The sequence below is a fragment of the Neobacillus massiliamazoniensis genome (assembly GCF_001048695.1).
In the GTDB taxonomy this organism is placed as follows: Bacteria; Bacillota; Bacilli; order Bacillales; family Cytobacillaceae; genus Neobacillus; species Neobacillus massiliamazoniensis.
Window position 1 is genome coordinate 37940 of the sequence record NZ_CVRB01000002.1, and the last position, 21353, is coordinate 59292.

General features: G+C 38.2%; 20 protein-coding genes. 6 read left to right on the forward strand and 14 right to left on the reverse strand.

The annotated features are described in order from the left end of the window. Nucleotides 1-198 precede the first annotated feature (198 nt). From aroD to BN1082_RS08310, 8 genes are all read right to left on the reverse strand, one after another. Complete coding sequence (gene aroD, locus BN1082_RS08275; RefSeq protein WP_090633310.1) at nucleotides 199-963, reverse strand: type I 3-dehydroquinate dehydratase; 765 nt, start codon at nucleotides 961-963, stop codon at nucleotides 199-201. Continuing rightward, on the reverse strand, nucleotides 960-1478 hold the full coding sequence (locus BN1082_RS08280; protein ID WP_090634889.1) for a shikimate kinase: 519 nt from the start codon (nucleotides 1476-1478) through the stop codon (nucleotides 960-962). Before BN1082_RS08280 ends, aroD begins: the two co-directional genes overlap by 4 nt. A 152-nt stretch (nucleotides 1479-1630) precedes the next feature. Further along, nucleotides 1631-2491, reverse strand: coding sequence for a nickel transporter permease (gene nikC / locus BN1082_RS08285; RefSeq protein ID WP_090634891.1), 861 nt, complete (start codon nucleotides 2489-2491; stop codon nucleotides 1631-1633). 54 nt (nucleotides 2492-2545) lie between these two features. Beyond that, entirely contained in the window at nucleotides 2546-3553 is a 1008-nt protein-coding gene (locus BN1082_RS08290; RefSeq protein WP_090633311.1) for an ABC transporter permease, read from the reverse strand. Between the two features lie 344 nt (nucleotides 3554-3897). Next, nucleotides 3898-5508, reverse strand: coding sequence for an ABC transporter substrate-binding protein (locus tag BN1082_RS08295; protein ID WP_090633313.1), 1611 nt, complete (start codon nucleotides 5506-5508; stop codon nucleotides 3898-3900). 48 nt (nucleotides 5509-5556) lie between these two features. After that, nucleotides 5557-6525 (reverse strand): ABC transporter ATP-binding protein, encoded by a 969-nt coding sequence (locus tag BN1082_RS08300; protein WP_090633314.1) that lies wholly within the window; start codon nucleotides 6523-6525, stop codon nucleotides 5557-5559. Beyond that, nucleotides 6506-7519, reverse strand: coding sequence for an ABC transporter ATP-binding protein (locus BN1082_RS08305; RefSeq protein WP_090633316.1), 1014 nt, complete (start codon nucleotides 7517-7519; stop codon nucleotides 6506-6508). Before BN1082_RS08305 ends, BN1082_RS08300 begins: the two co-directional genes overlap by 20 nt. Nucleotides 7520-7756: 237 nt before the next feature. Further along, nucleotides 7757-9373: an acyl-CoA dehydrogenase family protein gene (locus tag BN1082_RS08310; protein ID WP_090633318.1), complete on the reverse strand. Its 1617-nt coding sequence runs from the start codon at nucleotides 9371-9373 to the stop codon at nucleotides 7757-7759. 156 nt (nucleotides 9374-9529) lie between these two features. Between BN1082_RS08310 and BN1082_RS08315 the strand changes: the two genes are divergently transcribed. Beyond that, nucleotides 9530-9976: a carboxymuconolactone decarboxylase family protein gene (locus tag BN1082_RS08315; protein WP_090633320.1), complete on the forward strand. Its 447-nt coding sequence runs from the start codon at nucleotides 9530-9532 to the stop codon at nucleotides 9974-9976. A 184-nt stretch (nucleotides 9977-10160) separates the two neighbouring features. Here BN1082_RS08315 and BN1082_RS08320 read toward each other — a convergent pair whose 3' ends face one another. Next, nucleotides 10161-10994: a hypothetical protein gene (locus BN1082_RS08320; protein ID WP_090633321.1), complete on the reverse strand. Its 834-nt coding sequence runs from the start codon at nucleotides 10992-10994 to the stop codon at nucleotides 10161-10163. A 126-nt stretch (nucleotides 10995-11120) separates the two neighbouring features. Here BN1082_RS08320 and BN1082_RS08325 point away from each other — a divergent pair, with 126 nt between their 5' ends. Then, entirely contained in the window at nucleotides 11121-11483 is a 363-nt protein-coding gene (locus BN1082_RS08325; RefSeq protein ID WP_245640360.1) for a DoxX family protein, read from the forward strand. Between the two features lie 138 nt (nucleotides 11484-11621). Further along, on the forward strand, nucleotides 11622-12440 hold the full coding sequence (locus BN1082_RS08330) for a PRD domain-containing protein (RefSeq protein ID WP_090633325.1): 819 nt from the start codon (nucleotides 11622-11624) through the stop codon (nucleotides 12438-12440). A gap of 77 nt (nucleotides 12441-12517) precedes the next feature. Here the strand turns inward: BN1082_RS08330 and BN1082_RS08335 are convergent. The 3 genes from BN1082_RS08335 to BN1082_RS08345 all read right to left on the reverse strand — a co-directional run bounded on the left by BN1082_RS08335 (nucleotide 12518) and on the right by BN1082_RS08345 (nucleotide 16412). Then, nucleotides 12518-13869, reverse strand: a protein-coding gene (locus BN1082_RS08335) for an IS3 family transposase (protein ID WP_090633327.1) whose coding sequence is annotated in 2 segments (ribosomal slippage) — nucleotides 12518-13422 and nucleotides 13422-13869 — 1353 coding nt in all. Because the reading frame shifts where the segments join, the coding sequence is not laid out codon by codon here. Nucleotides 13870-14165: 296 nt separating this feature from the next. Further along, nucleotides 14166-15623, reverse strand: coding sequence for an N-acetylglucosamine-specific PTS transporter subunit IIBC (gene nagE, locus BN1082_RS08340; RefSeq protein ID WP_090633329.1), 1458 nt, complete (start codon nucleotides 15621-15623; stop codon nucleotides 14166-14168). Between the two features lie 300 nt (nucleotides 15624-15923). After that, a complete protein-coding gene (locus BN1082_RS08345) occupies nucleotides 15924-16412 on the reverse strand; it encodes a PTS sugar transporter subunit IIA (protein ID WP_090633330.1) in 489 nt (162 codons plus the stop codon). A gap of 271 nt (nucleotides 16413-16683) precedes the next feature. Here BN1082_RS08345 and BN1082_RS08350 point away from each other — a divergent pair, with 271 nt between their 5' ends. After that, nucleotides 16684-17766 carry a GIY-YIG nuclease family protein gene (locus BN1082_RS08350; RefSeq protein ID WP_090633332.1) on the forward strand — a complete coding sequence of 361 codons (1083 nt, stop codon included), beginning with the start codon at nucleotides 16684-16686 and terminating at the stop codon, nucleotides 17764-17766. Between the two features lie 11 nt (nucleotides 17767-17777). On the opposite strand, the gene BN1082_RS08355 is transcribed toward BN1082_RS08350, so the two are convergent. Both BN1082_RS08355 and BN1082_RS08360 read right to left on the reverse strand, forming a co-directional pair. Further along, nucleotides 17778-18092 carry a nitrous oxide-stimulated promoter family protein gene (locus BN1082_RS08355; RefSeq protein ID WP_090633335.1) on the reverse strand — a complete coding sequence of 105 codons (315 nt, stop codon included), beginning with the start codon at nucleotides 18090-18092 and terminating at the stop codon, nucleotides 17778-17780. 165 nt (nucleotides 18093-18257) lie between these two features. Continuing rightward, nucleotides 18258-19397, reverse strand: a complete 1140-nt coding sequence (locus BN1082_RS08360) for an FtsZ/tubulin family protein (RefSeq protein WP_245640361.1) — start codon at nucleotides 19395-19397, stop codon at nucleotides 18258-18260. Between the two features lie 312 nt (nucleotides 19398-19709). On the opposite strand from BN1082_RS08360, the gene cidR reads away from it, so the two are divergent. Continuing rightward, nucleotides 19710-20594 carry a cidABC operon transcriptional activator CidR gene (gene cidR / locus BN1082_RS08365; RefSeq protein WP_090633339.1) on the forward strand — a complete coding sequence of 295 codons (885 nt, stop codon included), beginning with the start codon at nucleotides 19710-19712 and terminating at the stop codon, nucleotides 20592-20594. A gap of 239 nt (nucleotides 20595-20833) precedes the next feature. Next, nucleotides 20834-21352 (forward strand): acyl-CoA thioesterase, encoded by a 519-nt coding sequence (locus BN1082_RS08370; RefSeq protein ID WP_090633340.1) that lies wholly within the window; start codon nucleotides 20834-20836, stop codon nucleotides 21350-21352. Nucleotide 21353 lies beyond the last annotated feature (1 nt).

Here is a 21353-nt window from a genome sequence, read left to right on the forward strand (position 1 = left end):
AACAGTTAATTCACCCATTTTTTAATAATTTTAAATTTATCCGCTATTTACCCTGTAAGCGTTTACATTAAACTGGTTTGATATTGAATTTAAATACATTTTATTGCATACAAATACTACTTTTTTTCATCGAGCTAATTCCCGCCCCAAAAAAAAGCTCTTGCAGTTGCAAGAACTAAAATTTTTATAGAAGAATAGCTATAGATTCGAATGTAGAATATCTAAAACCGCTCTTAATTCTTTAACAGCTACCTGACCAGGAGCAGAACCTTTCTTCCCAGCTCCAAACGTCAAGGCTGAGCCAAAAATCTCACCACTCAGCCGGGTAATTACCCCCATCCCCGCCATGGACATCGTAATAATGGGCCGATCTGCAAATTGTTCATTCATAGTATGTGTCGCATCTAAAAGTGTAAAAACGTCAGCAGTATTTTTGGGCATGACAGCAATCTTTGGTAGATCCGCACCTAATTCCTGTGCCCTACATAATCGAGCAATAATTTCCTCTTTTGTTGGAGTCTTATCAAAGTCATGATTGGAAATGATAACAAATATACCTTTAGAATGAGCCTCTTCTACTAATGTTTTAACAGTGTTTTCTTCATTAAATAATTCAACATCGATGATATCCACCTGGCCAGTTTCGATCATCGCTGTATTTAATTTTATGTAAAATTCCGTGCTGACTTCCTTTTGCCCTCCTTCCTTTTTACTTCTAAATGTAAATAGAAGAGGTATATTTGTAAGGATTTCACGAATTTCACTGAGAGCTTCTCTTACCTTTTCAACTTCCTCCACATGTTCAAAAAAATCAACCCGCCACTCAACAACATCCAAATCTAAAGTTTTAAGAAAAATCGCTTCTTCAATTAATTCCTTTACTGTACACCCAACTAGCGGGACACATATTTTAGGGACCCCTTCACCAATGATGACGTCCTTCACTTTTACTACTTTTTTCAAATGTCCCCCTCCTCTGTATGCACTAGGTTTTGAAGTCTCCTGTTCTCGAGTAACTTAATAATTTGATCAGCGATGTCTTCAACTTCCTTGTTATCAGTGTCTATTTTTATATGATGATTTGAATAGATTTCCTGCCGCTTATAAAAAAGTTCCTTCATTTCTTCTATCGACTTGCCATTTAAAACAGGACGACTTTCAATGATTAAATTTATTCGTTCTCTCCATTTTTCGAAGGTCAAGTCTAGAAAAATAACAATGCAGGAAGCTAAGCAAGCATTTCTAATTTCTTCTTGTAAAAATGCCCCGCCGCCTAAGGATACAACTAAATTTTTTTGCTTACATAAGCTGATAATCAAGCTCATTTCTTTTTCTCTAAAAACTTTTTCACCGAATTTCTTAAATATCTCAGATGTAGCTATGCCATATTCTTTTTCAATTTCTTCATCAGTATCAATAAATTTTCGATTCAATTTTTGGGCAACAAGTTGTCCGACCGTCGTTTTCCCTACGCCCATGAATCCTATAAAAATAATGTTTCGATCGTTCAAATTCACTCTCTCCTTAAAAACAAAAGGTCCTAGGACATTTCTGAATTTTTAACAATTATAAGTCAAAAGTCTAAACTTTTAAACATAAAAAATAAGAGACCCTCGAAGGAGTCTCTTGATCATTGCTTCATTTTCGGATCCAGAGCATCTCTCAGTCCGTCTCCCATTAAATTGAATCCAAGCACGGTCAGCATTATGGCGATCCCTGGGAAAAGTAATGTCCATGGGGCTTGTACAAGGTATTGCTTTGAATCAGCCAACATTTTGCCCCATTCAGGAGACGGCGGCTGTGCTCCCAAGCCTAGGAAGCCTAATGCTGCTGCTTCAATGATTGCTGTTGCAATGGCGAGTGTTGCCTGTACAATAACCGGGGAAATACTATTCGGTAAAATATGATGAAAGAGAATACGAGCATCTTTCATCCCAACCGCCCGAGCAGCCATGATAAATTCTTCTTGCTTTACGCTTAACACTCTTGAGCGAACAAGCCGGCCAAAGTTCGGAATGTTGATAACTGCAATGGCGATCAATGCATTTTGTAAAGATGGACCTAGAATGGAAACAACAGCAATGGCTAAAAGGATGCTTGGAAAGGCAAGCATAATATCAAAAATCCTCGATATTATCGCATCTACCCAGCGGCCGTAGTATCCAGCGACTATACCAAGCACCGTCCCAATCACAACTGATCCTAATACGGAGAAAAACCCTACCCATAATGAAATTCTTGCCCCATAAAGGATACGGGTAAAAATATCGCGCCCAAAGTCGTCTGTCCCGAACCAATGTTTAGACGATGGTGGCTGCATTCGTTCTGTCAATATCTGTTCTTTATAACTGTAGGGGGCAATCCAAGGTGCAATGATGGCAATAAAGATAAATAGGACAACAATTCCAAGTCCTGCTAAAGCTAATCGATTTTTATAAAATGCTAGCCATGCTTCCTTCCAAGGCGGTGTCAGCTCTTCTTCAGCAGCCATTACCGGAATGTCTACCGTGTTTTTTACAATTTCCGCCACATTAATTCCTCCTCTCTATTTCGTATATTTAATTCTTGGATCTATAAATACGTATAATAAATCCACAATTAAATTAATCAGTACAAAGATGGAAGCAATAATCAATATTCCGGACTGAATGACTGGATAATCACGGTATGTGATTGCATCATACAAATATCGTCCTATCCCCGGCCAGCCGAAAATCGTTTCCGTTAAAATGGCTCCTCCCAATAGAAGCCCCGTTTGCAGTCCAATAACAGTAAGAACAGGAATAATTGCATTTTTTAGTGAATGCTTATAAACAACCCAAAACATTCTAAGTCCTTTGGCTTTTGCTGTTCGAATGTAATCAGCCTTCATAACCTCGAGCATTGTGGCACGGGTCATCCTTGCGATAATCGCCATCGGAATCGTTGCCAGCGCCATACTTGGTAGAATTAAATGACGAAGCACCACCCCGAATTGGTCAAACCTTCCTTGCATTAGTGTGTCAAGTAAATAAAGATTAGTGATAGCTGAAACAGGATCCCTGACATCCTCTCTTCCTGTTGTTGGGAACCAGCCCAAGTTAATCGAAAATGCCCATTGCTCCATTAATCCAAGCCAGAAAATCGGCAGTGACACACCGATAAGTGCTAGGATCATAGCAACATAATCAAACCAAGAATTAGAAAACCAAGCACTTATAATTCCCGCGTTTACTCCAATGATAACCGCAATTAACATCGCAACTATCGTTAATTCGGCAGTTGCTGCCAAATAAGGCCATATTTCTTCGTTAATCGGACCTCTCGTCCGCAGGGAAATTCCTAAGTCCCCATGTAGTAATGCTTTAATATACTCAAAGTATTGTATGTACCAAGGCCTGTCTAATCCTAATTGTTGCGTTAACGCTGCGACGGCCTCTTTTGTAGCTCTTTGGCCAAGGATTACTTGTGCGGGATTCCCAGGAATCGCATGTATGATGGCAAAAACAACGAGCGTCATTCCTATCAATACGGGTATTAACGAAAAAATCCGTCGGAACGAATAAGTTAGCATTCTGCTTCACCTCTTTTATTAAAAAATTTTCACCTATGCTTACTACACATTTTTTGGATTTAATCGGAAATCACAACCTATTTCCGAACAATTACTACATAAATTTTTGCATTTACTACATAATTTCAGTGATTTACGACATATTTTCCTTCAATTACTACATTTTTTAGAATAAATTGGTAATCTCAACCTATTTCTGAACACTGACTACATATTTTTTGAAAAAAATAAGAAACTGCAACTTATATCTAACTACTTACGTAATATTTTTATTAACACGAAAAAATTATTCCCAAATCTTTTAACAAAAAGGGAGGCAAAGTTACCTCCCCTCATACCGATTATTACTTAAATTCCACTTTACTTAGAACTTCTGAACCAGTTGGATGCGGAATGTAGTTTAGCACGTCTTTAGATGCAGCCAATAGCGGTGTTGAATGAACAAGTGGAACCCATGGAGCATCATCGTGAATGATGACCTGAGCCTGCTTGTAAAGGTCATTACGCTTTGATTGGTCAGGTTCTTGCTGTGCTTTAATTAAAAGGTCATGCACTTGATCATTGCTATAATAAGAATTGTTATTGCTTCCGATGCTGTCTTTGTCTAAAAGTGCATATAAGAAGTTGTCGGCATCCCCGTTATCGCCTGTCCAACCAAGCATGAAAGCGTCAAATTCACCCTTTTTCGCTTTATCCAAATAAGTTGCCCAATCAACAGATTGGATTTTGGCTGTTACGCCGATTTTTCTCAAGTTCTCCTGGATTACCTCTGCCACCTTTTGGGCCTCAGGCATATATGGACGGGCAACAGGCATTGCCCATAAATCCATTGTGAATCCATTTGGATAACCTGCTTGTGCTAATAATTGTTTCGCTTTTTCTAAGTCAAAAGGATAGTCTTGAACGGCATCGTTATATCCTTCAATCGATGGAGGCATTGGGTTTTTGGCCATGACTGCCTGACCTCCGTAGAATGAGTTAATAATTGATTTTTTATCAATGGCATAGTTCATTGCTTGGCGAACAAGCTTATTATCAAATGGTTTACGGGTTACGGTTAAGCCAATATATCCGATGTTCATAGATGGACGTTTGATGATTTGCAGCTTGTCATTCGCTTTAACAGTAGCCTCGTCAGAATTGTTTAAACCATCCATAACATCGATTTCTCCATTTGCAAGGGCGTTAAGACGGGCAGTATTCTCCGGAATCACCCGGAAAATAACTTTGTTTAACTTCGGCAAACCTTTTTGCCAATAGTCTGGATTCTTTTCCACAGTAATCCGGTCGTTCTGTTTCCAATCAACGAATTTAAATGGTCCTGTTCCAACTGGATGTTCTCTATATTTGTCTCCCCATTTCTTAACGGCAGCCGGGCTAGAAATTCCAAATGGAGACATCGCTAAGTTTTTAAGGAACGGAGCTTGAGGTCTTTTTAATACGAATTGAACCGTATTTTCATCTACCGCTTTTACTTCTTTAATAACGTGTCCATCGTCCTTTTTAAAACCACCAAACATTGTGTAGTAAGGGAATTGCTTTTCATCACCGTTCATCCAGCGATCAAAGTTGAAGACAACAGCATCCGCATTAAATGGGGTTCCGTCCTGGAATTTTACCCCTTTTTGAAGATGGAAGGTGTAAGTTAAACCATCTGGAGAAACATCCCACTTTTCAGCAAGTCCTGGATGTAAAGTTGTATCCTGCACTCCGTAGTTTACTAGTGTTTCAAAAATGTTTTGGGTAACCTTGAAGGCTTCCCCTTCTGTAGTAGTGATTGGATCTAAAGAAGTAGAATCGCCACCACGGCCGTAAACAAGTGTATCTTTTTTCGTAGTTTTGCTGCCATTTGAATTGTCATTACTTACATTCTTACTGGTCTGACTATTACATCCAACAAGAAACATACTGATGGCCAAGATTGAAATCACAAGCAATTTCATTCTTTTCTTCATGAATTCTCCCCCATTTTCTTTAAAAATTTATATCATAAACGCTGCATCTTACTCGTTATACAAGTGACATGCCACGTAATGACCATTTAGATTCCGTTCTATAGGTCTTGTCGCTTTGCAAATATCCATAGACTGTGTGCATCTTGTATGAAAGGCGCATCCTGATGGTGGGTTTGCCGGGCTCGGAAGCTCGCCTTCAATGATGATCGTTTTCTTTTTCACATCCGGATCAGGAATGGGAATGGCAGAAAGCAATGCCTGGGTATACGGATGCTTTGGGTTATCATAAAGCTCTTCACCGGCGGCCAGTTCGATTATTCTTCCTAAATACATCACTCCGACGCGGTCGCTAATATGACGGACCACTCCTAAATCATGGGAGATAAATATGTAGGTAAGCTGAAACTCTTTTTGGATATCCTTCATAAGGTTAAGGACCTGTGCCTGAATCGAGACATCGAGTGCCGATACAGGCTCATCAGCAATAATGAGCTTTGGTTTTGTCATTAATGCCTTCGCAATCCCAATCCGCTGGCGCTGTCCTCCACTGAATTGGTGCGGATAACGCTTCGCATGATAGCTGCATAAGCCTACCACCTCGAGCATCTCCTTTACTCGCTTCCTTCTTTCCTCTCTTGTGCCGATTCCGTGGACAATGAGAGGCTCCTCTAAGATTTGTTCGATTGAATGTCTGGGATTCAATGAAGCATACGGATCCTGGAACACCATCTGGATATCTCGGCGAATTTTTCTTAACTCCGATGTTGACAGACTCGTAATCTCTTTATCTTCAAAAACAATTCTTCCGTCACTAGCGTCAATTAAACGCATTAAGAGCCTGCCGGTTGTCGATTTCCCGCAGCCGCTTTCTCCAACAATCCCCAATGTTTCTCCTTTTTTTACATAAAAAGAAACATCGTCGACCGCTTTGACTTCTCCTTTTTCCCTCCCGAAAACGCCACCTGTTATAGGAAAATATTTTTTTAGACTGTTTACTTCAAGAAGAAATTCCGACATGTTTGTCACTCCTTTCCTTCACTGTATGAAGAAAGCATCGGACTTCATGTCCATCTTTTTCAGTTTTCGCTAATTCCGGTTCTTCTACTAGGCATTGACCGAACACTTGAGAACATCTCGGTGCAAACCTGCAGCCCTTTTGAACGGTTCCGGGAGGAGGGACCGTTCCTGGTATACTGTAAAGTCGATCTTTTATATTGGTTAAATTAGGGACAGACTTTAACAATCCCTTCGTATAAGGATGCTTCGGGTCTTTTAAGATCGTTCGAACATCACCTTGTTCGACGATTTGACCAGCATACATCACAATAACCCGTTCACAGATTTCGGCTACTACACCTAAATCGTGAGTGATCAAAATGATAGATGTATTTGTTTTTTCATTTAAATCCTTCATCAATGCCAGAATTTGAGCTTGAATCGTTACATCAAGGGCGGTTGTAGGCTCGTCCGCAATCAACACCTTCGGATTACATGCCATAGCCATGGCAATCATCACTCTCTGTCTCATACCGCCTGATAGCTGGTGAGGGTGCTCTTTAAGAATTCCTTCTGCCCTTGGGATGCCCACGAGTTTCAATAAATCAATACTTCGTGCTCTTGCTTCAGCCTTAGAAAGCTTCGTATGTAATCTAATTGCTTCAATAAGTTGATTACCAATCGTAAATAATGGATTCAATGATGTCATGGGTTCCTGAAATATCATTGAAATCTTATTGCCACGGATTTTCCGCCATTCCATCTCAGAGATATTAGCTAAATTTTTTCCATCGAAAATAATTTCGCCTTTCTCCATTTTTCCTGGTGGGGATGGAATGAGCCCCATTGTAGCTAAGGAAGTGACACTTTTCCCGCTCCCCGATTCCCCTACAATCCCAAGAATTTCACCATGTTTTAATTCAAAGGTAATGCCCTCAACTGCTGGTAAAAGCTTTTTCCCGGATTGAAAGGATACTTTTAAGTCATTGATTTGAAGAATGGGTTCACCGCTCACATTAACACCTGCCTATCTCTATATTGTACCTTTGATTCTTTCTAAAATATTATAATATAATGAATTTTAAGATTATTATGACATAAAAACCAATGATTACGCCATATAAATTTTGACAATTTTGAAATAAAATTATTAATCTGGTGTCAGGCACCCAAAAAAAGAGGTCCAACTCATCACGCTAACGAATTAACGTTTTAGAGACAGACCTCAGATTGGTGTCAGGCACCACACTTTTTATCCGATTTCAGTTAATGCTACTTTCTGGAATGTTTTAAAGAAGGAGTCGCAAAAGGCGTCCCATTCGACTGCCGCTTCCATCGACTCTTTGCTTACTTCTCCTAGAACGGGGCTTTGTAATAACTCTTTAAGTTTCTCGGAAAATAGCCTGATTGTTTCTGGTGAAGCACCTTCAAGCACGCTTTCGACAAAATCGGCTGGGGGATACCATTCTGCTACTCTTTGTAGATCGCGAAAAATTTGGGTTAACAATAGATTCCGTGGGCCTTCCCATTGTTCATTAACTACAACATCACGGAAAATCCTTGGTAACGCAGAAAATTCCTCCATTACACCATGACCCGCAAACACGGAGATGGCCTCCCTTAATATTTCAGCCCCCTCATTGGTGGCACAAATTTTTTGTAATAAAATAAGTTCTCTTAAATTGAATAATCTCTTTCTAATTTCAATTGGTTGGTCTGCATTAATTCCCGGATTAAGCGGTTTTTCAAGCTTTAGGAAAAGATCATAAATTTTAAATGCAGCCGCTGTCGTACGCTGGGCAGCATTTTCAATTCGTTTTAACTTGCTCGCAGCAAGCGGATAATCATTTATTTTTTTACCAAAAACTGTCCGGAAATCACCATAAAGATTTGCTTCTCTAGATGCCCTAAGCATGAATCCTGCACAGGCAATACCAATTTCCAGCCTGGATAATGTAAGAACAATTCCCACTGCAACGGCTATCCCCTTATCCTTTGGCCCGATTGGATAGGCAAGTGCTCCTTTATATTGAATTTCTGCTGTTGGCAGCTCGGCAGTCCCAAGCTTCCATTTAATCCGATTTATTTCGTACCCGTTCCTCTTTTCCTTCTCCTTATCACCCGGGAGCCAGGATGGAACAATAAATGTGGACACCTTGTCAGTACCGGCTATTTTCGCCGTCACTACAGAATAATCAGCATGGGCAGCCGAGCAGAAAAACTTATTCCCGAATAATCGATAGTACTTCCCATCCGGAACCGCTTCCAAAACATTGGCTGGTAAGTCGGAACCACCCTGTATCTCTGACATAAACTGTGCTCCAATGGCAAACTCACCGTTTACCCCCTCTTTTGTGTGCATTAAAATATCACGGAGTTCCGGATACTCTTCATTCGGATACTGGTCAAGGAGGGCAATTAATCCATGCGTACAGGTTAAAGGGCAAGTAACACCTGCTTCACCGATTTGATGGATTAACATTCTTTTCACCAAGCTTTCCCAAGCTGGCATTTTGCTAGAAAAAAGACCTTCACCAAATACTTCACTCTCTAATTGATGGACCTCCATTGGACGTACGATGCGATCAATTCGATGATTAAAGGCATCGTAATGCAGCATGTATGGACGGGCTTCCGGACGAGCAATCTTTTCCGCTAGTTTATTCCATTTAATAGAAACAGTAGGCGAGAAACAGCGTAGCTTTTCATGGAGCTCCTCATAATGATGATGACCAGTAAATTTCTTCATCACTTTTTGCAAAAAGGGCTCATCAAGATACCAATCAAGGTTTTCACGTTTTGCAAGGAATTCCTCAAAGGAATATGTGTTTTCACCTCTTGTTTTCGTCTCTTGGGAAGCTAGGTTCATAGAATAATCACTCCCTGTCAAATTAATTCATAATATTCAGATTTATTTTAAGTTTAAAAGGTATTGACGTCAAATTGCTTTCACTTCATAATTTTAAGGATTCAGAATATAATGGGTGTTGTATTATTTTTTTACTTTCTTAAGGAGGTCATAACTATGTCATTACGACTTAATTATCGCGAGGCTAACCCTGAGTCATTTGAAACCATGATTAAATTTGAATCCTTTATGGCGAAAAGCGGCCTAGATAAAAAGCTTTACGAACTGATTAAAATTCGCGCGTCTCAAATCAATGGCTGTGCATTTTGTTTGGATATGCATACAAAGGATTTACGCAAATTGGGAGAAACCGAGCAACGCGTTCATTTAATCAGCGTTTGGCGAGAAACAAATGATCTTTTTACGGAAGAAGAGAAAGCCGTACTCGAACTGACTGAGGCAGTGACTCTTATTGCAAATAATGGCGTCCCTCAAGAGTTATATGAGAAGGTTCGTACCTTTTTTAATGAAAAGCAATATGTTGATATCGTTATGGCGATTAACACCATCAATAGCTGGAACCGCATAGCTATTTCAACGGGCATGTATCCTGGCTGCTTGTAATCATATAAGAAAAGCGCAAGCGCCTTGTCCAGCCCCGACAGGCATAAGACGATCCCAAAAAGAAGGCGCTTTTTGCCTTCATTTTGGGAGTGGCTTATGACCCGAGGGGCTAGGCGCTGGAGCTAGACAATTCTCAAAGTCAAATTTTATACTTTCTTATCTTTTAAAAATAACGGCAGGAGACCTAAAATCTCCTGCCGTTTTTCAATTTATAAAGAAGAAAACTAACCGTAAGTGTGATTAACGAAAAAAGGATTGCAATGCTTGAAAACGCCAGAACATAAGCATTATATTCTGCGAGTTGACCAATCAACTTATAACTGTCGATATTTAGAAATTTAGCAGCGATGTTAAATAAAACAAGCAAAATGAAAATCATTTGCAGCCCTTTGGCGGAATTTTGGATATCTGCTTTACTTAAAGCAATATGTGAAGAAATCCCGATAGCAAGGATCAGATAAATCCAAAAGGTAGGAGTTTCTAGATTTTGAACGGTAAACAGACTTTTTCCTATTACCATAAGCGCATCTCCAAAATTCTTTAACACGTTCAAATCTAATTTTTCGAATGAAACATGCTGCTGAATTTGAAGTTTAAAGGTTGCAAAGGATTGAGGAACTAGTAGATACAGCCCCAGAATTAATGACCCGATTCCACTGAAAATTGGGCCTAACCCGATAAAAAAATTTCCCACCTGCTGGTAAATACTATTTCGGTTATAAGCATGCTCGACAAACCCCAAGGTTCCATCTGTACTATTTAGCTGCAATAGCTTTATTCTAGTCACCCTATGTCCCCAAAGAAAACACATCAACAAATGACCGATCTCATGAATCGGGGTCCCAATCCATGCTGTTAAAAGAACCCCACGAGGCCCCAAAGCACCATATAAAAATCGATTTGAATACCTTTCCAGCAATCCTAAAAGAAAACCAATAGCAATGATGATACCCAAGAGGTAAAGAAGTTCTACAAAACTTAATAAAATGGTATTGAAAAAAGATAGTAGGATCTCCATCCCTATTTATGTTTCCTTTCGTTATTTTCTGGTGTCAGGCACCATGATAAGAGATTTTTTTATTTTATGACTTTCGGTAAGGTTCGTCCACCATTTTGCATACAGTTTAATAGGGGGGAAATGGATATGTATACATCTTTCAAACTGATACGTTATGTAGTGGCCTATGTATTTATAACTTCCGGATTTATGAAATTAACTAGTCCTGGATTAGCCAGTTCTTTTATTAAGTTAGGATTGCCATATCCACATCTTTTAATAAACGTTGTCATCCTTCTTGAAATAGTTTGTGGGATATTCATTTTATTCAATAAAGGAGTTCAAAATGCTGCAATCCCATTAATAGTAATCATGATTGCGGCAATCATATTAACAAAAGTCCCAACACTACAGGCAGGTCTCCTTTCATTTGCCTTCAACGCCAGACTAGACTTTGTTATGCTCACACTCCTAATCATTCTCTACAACCATGGTGTCAGGCACCGGTAGTTATGTTAACTTCAATGATAGACTAATCCATCGCTTTGTTGATAAAATAAAAGGGAGAATTTTGTAGAAAATTAACAAAAGAGAAATGACTTTAATCATTCATCCTCTGTTTGGTAAATATGGGAAGGAGGTTTTCAAGTGAGAATTAAAAAAGTATTGAATAACAATGCCGCTGTGGTCATTGACCACAATGAAGAAAAAATTGCCGTTGGAGCTGGAGTTGCTTTTCAAAAAAAGAAAAATGACATCATCAATGTGAACAAAATTGAAAAGCTTTTTGTCATGAAAGAAAATGAGAAATTCCAACAACTCCTTCTCAAAATCCCTGAGGAACACTTTACCCTATCTGAAGAGATTATTACCTATGCCGAGGAATACCTTGGTGCCAAATTAAATGAACATATACATATCGCACTTACTGACCATCTATCCTTTGCCATAGAAAGAGTGGAGGATGGCATGAAACTAAATAATAAACTTTTTCACGAGATTAAAGTGCTTTATAAAAATGAATTCGAAATCGGAATGTGGGCCATCAGGCATATTGAAAAGAAAACGCAAATCAAAATACCTGTTGATGAAGCGGCCTATATTGCCCTTCACATCCATACGGCTAAAATTCAAGGCGGGGATATGAAACAAACTCTTCGTCAGACTTCCATTATTGGTGACATGGTCCAAACGATAAAGGAATACCTTAACATAGAGATTGAAGAAGATGATATTTCGTATCAACGATTGATCACCCATCTTCGTTTTGCGATTTCACGAATAAGCGAAAATAAAGGTGACATCATGGATCAAGACATGTTGAAATTGTTAAAAGAGAAGTTCTCTCCATCTTATAACTGTGCAAAAAAAGTCGCCTTAGTACTTTCTCGAAATCACGGGATCCATCTTCCTGAAGAGGAACTTGGTTACATAACCCTTCATATTGAGAGATTGAGGCAGCGGTAATGCAATGAGGTAATCATGTTCTATTGAAAAAACGCTCGGCACTGAAGTGCCCCCATAAAGTTAGACAGGTTATTTAGTTAGGCAGCCTTGAGGGCATGAGTTCTGTATTGCACCGGACTCATGCCTTTAAATTTTGCCTTTATCCTTTTGTGATTGTAATATTCGATATAATTTGCTAATTCTCGTTTAAATTGTTCAATACTTTCAAACTCTTGTGTATATAAAAATTCCGATTTTAAGATGCCAAAGAAGTTCTCCATTACAGCGTTATCATAACAGTTTCCTTTTCGCGACATACTTTGCGTAATGTTATGTTCTTTAAGGGCATGTTGGTATTGGGGCATCCGATAATGCCAGCCTTGATCGGAGTGGATAAGCAACTTGTCCTCATCTGTTAGTCGTTCAAATGCCTGGTCTAACATTGTTTTAACAAGAGAATACTTCGGTCTTGAATCAATAGAATACGCGATAATTTCCCCGTTAAATAAATCTAACATAGGTGATAAATAAAGCTTTTCCCCAAATAATTTAAACTCTGAAATATCCGTTACCCATTTTTCATTCGGCTTTTCTGCGTGGAAATTGCGATTCAAAATATTGGGTGCAGTCTTCCCAATATCCCCCTTATATGAACGATACTTTTTCATACGAACAGTACTTTTTAAGCCTAACTCATTCATTAATCGCTGAACCTTTTTATGGGTTTCCCTATGCCCTTGATTCTGTAGTTCATCCTTAATTCGACGGTATCCGTAACGCCCTTTATGCTCATGATAAATGGTCTCTATTAATCTTTTTAATTCGGTATCTTTGTCTGGACGATCAAATGTATTTACCCAATAATAATAAGTACTTTTTGGAATGCAAGCTAGTTTCAGTAACGCTCTTACTGGAAATTCTAACCTTAGTTCAAAAACTACTTTCACTTTGTCTTGCTTTGTAATTTTTCCTTGCTTTGAACTAAGGCATTCAACTTTTTTAAATAAGCATTCTCCATACGTAAACGTTCTAATTCTGCTTGTAGTGCTTCAACTGATCCTTCAACGGGTGTTGATTTCTTAGTTTCCTTCTTCATAGCTGGACGCCCCTCTTTCTTTGATTCAAGGGCGTCAATACCTTGTGATTCAAACTGAATTCTCCATTTTCGGATTAAAGCAGGAGAAGTTATGTTAAATATCATAGCTGTTTCATTTGGAGACGTCCCATGATTATTCATATAATTAAGTACGTCTAGTTTAAACTGTGAGGAATAACTTGCATAGGATTTTTTAAACAAAGCTTCTACACCATTATGCTCGTATAGCATAACCCAGTTTCTAACCACGCTGTCAGATGTACCAATGGATTCCCCAATCGAAAGATAACTCTCTCCACCTTTTAAATAACGTTGAATAGCTGCTAATTTATCTTCTTCAGTAAATTTAACCATAGAAAAACTGCACCCCTCATTGTCGGATTGATGTCCAACAATTGGGGTGCAGTTCATACTACGCAAAGCGTTTTTCCTTTTAAAGCGATAAAAAAGTATAAATTTTGACTTAGAGAATTGTCCAGCTCCAGCGCCTAGCCCCTCGAGGTCATAAGCCACTCCCAAAATGAAGGCAAAAAACGCCTTCTTTTTGGGAGAGTCTTATGCTTGTCGGGGCTGACCACTAAGGAACCTTCTAAGAATAATCCTCGCAGGAACAAGCTGTGCTTGTTCCGAAGGCGCTTCCGCTTTTCTTATTATTTTTTATTACGAATTTTAACAACTTCGTCAGCGACGAATTGAACATTCGTCCCAACAATTACTTGAATGCTTTGTGGTCCAACAACATTGATTCCTGGCACTCCAGTAGATTTAATTTTCTTTTGGTCTACTACATTCATATCTTTAACTTCTATTCTTAAGCGTGTAATGCAATTGTCAACAGAAGTTACGTTTGCATCGCCGCCTAAACCTTCATAAATTCTTGCTGCCATGACAGCAAATTTATTATCTTCGACTTTTGTTGCAGCTGCTTCTGCAACTGCATCGTCTTCAGAATCGTCTTCACGACCAGGAGTCATGAGGTTGAATTTTACAATCAAGAAACGGAATAAGAAGTAGTAAATAACAGCAAAGACAAGACCTTGTACCAGTAACATATAAGGATGGTTTGCAAGAGGAAGTCTTGAACTTAAAACAAAGTCGACTAAACCAGCACTAAACCCAAAGCCTGCAGTCCAATGGAATGCGGCTGCGATTGCTAATGAAAGACCAGTTAAAGCCGCATGTACCACAAAAAGCAGAGGTGCAACAAACATGAAAGCAAACTCAATTGGTTCTGTTACCCCAGTGAAGAAGGAAGCAAATCCTGCTGCCAACATCAAGGAGGCAACTTGTTTTTTCTTACTGTCTTTTGCCGTATGATACATCGCTAGTGCGGCAGCTGGTAAACCGAACATCATGATAGGGAAGAATCCTGCTTGGTACATACCAGTAGTACCTTTTACTCCCTGACCTGACCAGAATTTACCGATATCATCAATACCTGCGACATTGAACCAGAATACTGAGTTTAGTGCATGGTGCAATCCTGTTGGAATTAACAAACGGTTAAAGAATCCATATAAACCTGCACCAACAGCTCCTAATGTAGAAATACCTTTACCAAATGAAACTAACCCTGTAAAGATAACCGGCCATACGAAGAATAATACTCCCGAAATCACTAACATCGAAACTGCAGTCATAATCGGAACAAGTCGTTTACCACTAAAGAATGCTAATGCATCAGGTAATTTCACATGGCTAAAACGATTAAACATTACAGAAGCGACAATACCTGAAAGAATACCGATAAATGCGTTACCGATTTTTGCGAACGCTGGGTCAACATTTTTTGGGTCTACCCCTTGTAGCAAGGCAACGGTGTTAGTTGATAGCAAAGTTGTAACAACAAGATAGGCAACCAAACCACTTAGTGCAGCAGAGCCGTCTTTTTCTTTTGCCATTCCTAATGCAATACCAAGTGCAAATAGCATTGGAATATTATCAATAATAGAAGATCCTGCTTTAATTAAGAAGGCTGCAACAGCACTATGTGAACCCCAACCGGAAGGGTCAATCCAATAACCGATACCCATTAAAATTGCTGCAGCTGGCAATACAGCAACAGGCAGCATCAATGAGCGGCCAATTCTCTGTAAATATTTCTTCATCTTTTTAAACCCCCTAAAAAAATAGATTGTTTTTTTCCATTTTCTTTTCCTTCTATATAGTCAAGAAGAAAATGGAAGTTCGCGGTCGAATAACCAATTCTTCCTGCTCCAATACTCCTATTCAATGTTTTGGGTTAAAAAAGACTAAATAATAAGTTCTAATATATATTGAAAAGGATTATGAACAGTAAAAATTAGAAATCTCCCTCCACCTGCTAGAAAAAAGGTAAAATCAGTAGAACTATTACCCTTATAAGTTAAACTTCGTTTTAAGCATCACCTCCCTTAATAATAAGAGTATTATTTTGCTTCCGCAGTCATGATAACAGTTTTTCCTGCGATTCCTTCTTTTTCCTCTGATACGGTATATTTTTTAGTGCCTTCATTACTATTTGTGATAACTATTGGCGTAACAATGCTTTTTGCATGTGTACGAATATATTCTAGATCAACCTCAACTAAGATCTGACCAACCGTGATCTTATCACCTGTTTGAACGCAAACGTTAAAGCCTTCTCCTTTTAAGGAAACGGTCTCTAAGCCAATATGAATGAGAATTTCTGTGCCATCCTCAGCTAGAATACCAACCGCATGCTTTGTTGGAGCAACTTGAATAATTGTTCCATTAACAGGAGCATGAATCGTTCCTTCTGTTGGAATGACAGCTATTCCTTCTCCCATCATCTTTTCACTGAAAACGGGATCTGGCACATTCTCAATTGGGATTAATTCTCCATTTGCTGGTGAATAGACTTGTAGTTTAGCTTTTTTAAAAAGATTTTTAAACATTTCTAAAAACTCCTTATTTTATAAAGTAGGGCAACCCATAGAAGTACATAAAAAAAGGCATGGGGGCAGAATAAAAGGTTGAAAAACCTTCTTCTTACCACCATGCCTGATCGTATCAGTAACATGTGATCCTTATTAAATATGCTTTCATAATATCATAAAAAAAATAAGATGTAAACGGTAACATTTATTCCAATACGGAATCCTAAGTCTTTCTTCACTATATGATAAAATAATAGTATATGTCGATTTAGCAACGGGGTTAGTTTACATGAATTTAAAAGAAAAAGTTAAAAACCTCCCCCTATCCCCTGGGGTTTACTTGATGAAAGATTCTCATGGATCGATTATTTATGTGGGGAAGGCAAAGAATCTAAAAAGAAGAGTAGAATCATATTTTCGGACCTCAAAAGCAGATACCGAAAAGGTAAAAAAGTTGAAAAATAGCATTCGTGATTTTGAGTTTTTCCTTACTGATACCGAATTCGAGGCTTTCATGCTGGAATGTAAACTAATCAAAGAAATAAAGCCTTTTTTTAATAAAAAATTGAAAAGCCCTCAAGCCTATTCATTTATCGTATTTCGAATGAATGATGGAATCAGAAGAATGGAGATTTCTAACACCATTGTTGAAAACGACGGTAATCTTTATTTCGGCCCATTCACGAACAAACATACAATAGAAAAAGCGCTGCAAGGACTAAAGGAACTTTTCAAAATTGACTGCTGTAACCATTCCAACAGCAAGACACCATGCTTAAACTACTCTTTAGATTTATGCATCGGCATGTGTTTTAGCAGGGAAGCTCTTGATCATTATCATCAAATTATCAACCAAATCATTGGACTCTTTCAAGGCAGGAATACAGGGATTCTGGAAAAAATAGAGCAAAAAATGGTAACAGCTTCGGAAAAATTTGATTTTGAAACAGCAGCACGAAATCGAGATTATATAGATGCACTTCAGCTCCTTTTAAATAGAGAAAAGGTGATTGATTTCACTGAAGGAAATCGAAATATCGCCACCATCGAAGCCTTAAGTGACAACAACTTTAAACTTTTTCTTATAAAAAGGAACAAAATTCTTTTCAGTGAAATATTTAAGCTTGAGGACCTGGAACAACAATGCAGAATGATTAAAAATCATATATTGACTTACTTTAATTCTGATGGACCTTATGAAAATAAAAAAGTTAGTAAAGACGAAATTGATGAGGCCCAAATCATTTACAGCTTTTTAAAAGGCAGCGGCTCTAGCTATACGGTTTTTCCGGTGAACTGGCTTAAGACTGGGGACAATGCTCTTCTTGAAGATACAATCAATCAATTATTGAAGCAAAATGGAGCCAACTGAGGGCTCCATTTTTATTTATTAAAAATATGCTTTACTGAGTAAACAGGGTGATACAGCAGCATCCACGGGCCGACGTAACGCATTACAGATTTGATTTTTTGGCGATATTCTGGTTTATAGCAATGGACAGAACAGTTGGAGCAGGCGGTTTTCTCTTCCCCAAAACGGCAGTGAGAGAGTCTTTTTAATGCATAGTCTTTTAAGTCCTGACATTCTTCACAAAGTTCATGACGATGATGTTTCTTCAGACAGTACAGCTCAATCATTTTTGTAACGGTCTCTTTTTCCTTTTGAACAACTGGACCTGTGTTTAGTACCTTTTCCATGATTGTAAACCCCTTTTCATAAAAACAGATTTACTTACTTCCTATCATTACGATAACACAGGAATCACAGGAAAAATCTTAACAATTTTCGAACAAATTGGTTTGATGAAACCCATATAAAATTCAACTAGCCGACCTCCGGAACTAGAGGTCGGCTAGTTATCTTTAGTGCTTAGTATACTTCGATGATTCTGCCCCCGGCTGTCTTTGAGGTGCTTTCGCTTTTAAATTGGAAGCCCAAGAAACCCGAGATTCATATCTTTGGGTATATTCCTTGTTGACCAGGTTCTGTAAACGATCTTTGTTCTTCTCAAGGGATTCCTCAATGGATTGCATGCGGCGGTTTGGAAATGGCAGCCCTGCTAGAATGGTTGTTATGGTAGGGTCCGAATCTGTGATATACGTTCCTTCAAATAATTCCAGTGGCTCTCCAATCCTTTCAAAGATGGACGGGACATTAATGAGCTTAGACATATTCTCAGGTCCTTCATAAATGAGACCGGCTCTAATGACACCTGTTGTTTCCACAGGACAGAAAATACTGTTTGCCCATGATTGTTGAATCTTACTGGATACTTCTGAGGTAGTCTTTGCATCTGTGATCGCGGCTGAAGAGATCATCGTTACTCCTCTTGTGCCCAGAATATTCATAAGATCTGTCTCATCAAAGTTGCCATAAAAAGAACTCTTTTTCGTTACTTGAAGTACATTGTTAATGGCCTCCATGACTTGATGATTGGATGAAAGATAGATTTGATGTTTGCTTGATTGCGGGCTAAACTTACGCATTTGATCATTATCTACAAGGAACACTGATGAGATTCCGTCAATTTTGGAAATCTCTTCGATGCACTCAGCTGCATTGATTCGGTTACCCGCTAGCACATTACGATCCGGTACAATTGCAATAGCTCCTACGTTGATTTCAGAAAGTTTGTCTAATAAAAGATCAATTAATAACGGGCTCATACCGGATCCCGTACCACCATCAGTAGAGAAGGCCACCAATAAAAGTTTTATGTTCTTAAAAGATTTCTTTACAAAGTCGATAATTTCCCGATAATGATCTTGAACAGCTTTTATTCCTATTGATCGATCTTGTCCGGCACCATTAAATCCCGGAACAAAATACTTCTTTTCCACCTTCGTGTTCACAAAACCATCACGTTGGTTCGTATTAATTAGTGCAGCTTGAAAGCCGATGTTAGATGCTGCTTCAGCAATATTACCGCCCGCTTGGCCTATGCCTAGTATTCCAATCGATTTCACCAGATCGCCTCCCTTTCTTACTATGATAATACTCATGTTTTATGAAATTAGACTTTTTCATTATAATAATTTTTAATTAACAGTTTCCTTTTCAATCCACAATGGTTCTTTGGATAGTTTGTACCATATGTGTTAACGTTGAAATCGTCTGGTCTTTGGGATGGACGAATCGGATTAATGTTAAACTTGTTCTTAGGTTTGATTGAAATTTCACATACTGATAGAATAATTTGAAACAATATAATGATGAAACTTAATTGAGAAAAAACCATTGTTAAATTTGATGGAATGCAAATAAATGTATGATCATTGTCTGAAATTAAAAAATTCCCACAAGCAGGTGCTGATATGGATATCAAACATTTACATTATTTTATTGAGGTAGCCAATTTTAATAGTTTTTCCCGTGCGGCCGATCATTTGTTTATCACACAGCCAACCATCAGTAAAATGATTAAAAACCTTGAGGAGGAGTTAGGTGTTGCACTTTTTGATCGCTCTCGAAAGCAGTTAACCCTTACTGATGCTGGAAAGATTATCTTCGAGCAGGCAAAACTGATTGATAAAGCATTTAATAATTTAGAAACAGAATTAGATAACCTTTTAGGGTTGAAAAAAGGGCATATTCGTATTGGGCTGCCGCCTATTTTTAATGCCCATTTTTTCTTTAAAATAGTTGGTAGCTTTCACGAAAAATACCCTGGGATAACTTTCGAATTAGTTGAGGACGGATCCAAGAAAATAGAAGAGGATGTCGAAAACAACCTTCTTGATGTGGGTGTTATTGTTCTTCCAACCAGGAAGGACCTTTTCGAATATTTTTCCTTTTTGGAAGAAGACCTTAAGCTCCTACTTCCTCTCTCACATCCATTTGCACATAGAGAGGAAGTTAATTTAGCTGAATTAGCAAATGAATCCTTTATTTTGTTTAATAAAGATTTTGTCTTAAACGATCGAATTATTCTTTCATGTAATAGTGTGGGCTTTGATCCACACATCGTATCAGAAAGTTCACAGCCTGCTTTTATAGAAGAAATGGTTGCGTGGGGGCTTGGCGTTTCCCTATTGCCAGAAAGTATGTGCAATCAATTAAAGGAAGATGTAAAGTCTGTTAAGATTGTTAACCCTCCCATTAGATGGAAACTAGCCATTATTTGGAGCAAAAATCAATACCTATCCTATGCAGCAAAAGAATGGCTGAATTTCACAAAAGAGCATCTAAGCACGGAATAAAGATAAATATACTTTTTCGAAAAAACGATTCATATTAATTGAATCGTTTTTTCAAAATTCAACTATATACACACTGCATAATTGAAAGCATTTACATAGATAGAAGCTATGATATAGATAAAATATAACCATTTTACTTAATTATCAATGCGGCTTACACTTTTATAGGTAAGAAAAACACTTTATTAACATGAGAATAGTATTTCTCATCAAGACTCCAACATGAAAGGAAATACAATATGGAAGCAAAAAAAATGAAAGATAGCCGCATCGTTAATACAGCTCAAGTATTATCATGCGATTTAAATAACTATAATACACTTTTTGGCGGAATATTAATGAAAAAGTTGGATGACGCCGCAACTTTATCTGCACGTAGACATTCAAGAGTAAAAGAATGTGTAACTGCATCTACAGATTCAATCGATTTCTTGTGTCCTATTCATCAAACTGATTCAGTTTGTGTCGAATCGTTTGTAACTTATACTGGTAGAACATCAATGGAGATTTTTTGCAAAGTCATTGCAGAAGATATAATGACTGGCGAAAGAAGAGCTGCTGCTACAGCTTTTTTGACATTTGTAGCCTTAGATAGTAATAAACGTCCTGTGGAAGTTCCTAGTGTCATTCCGGAAACAGAGGAAGAGAAATTCCTCTACAATACTGGTAAAGAAAGAGCAGAAATACGTAAATTTAGGAGAAATAAAAGTAAAGAACTAGCTGAATATATTGCTCTAGAAAAACCTTGGGACAAATAAG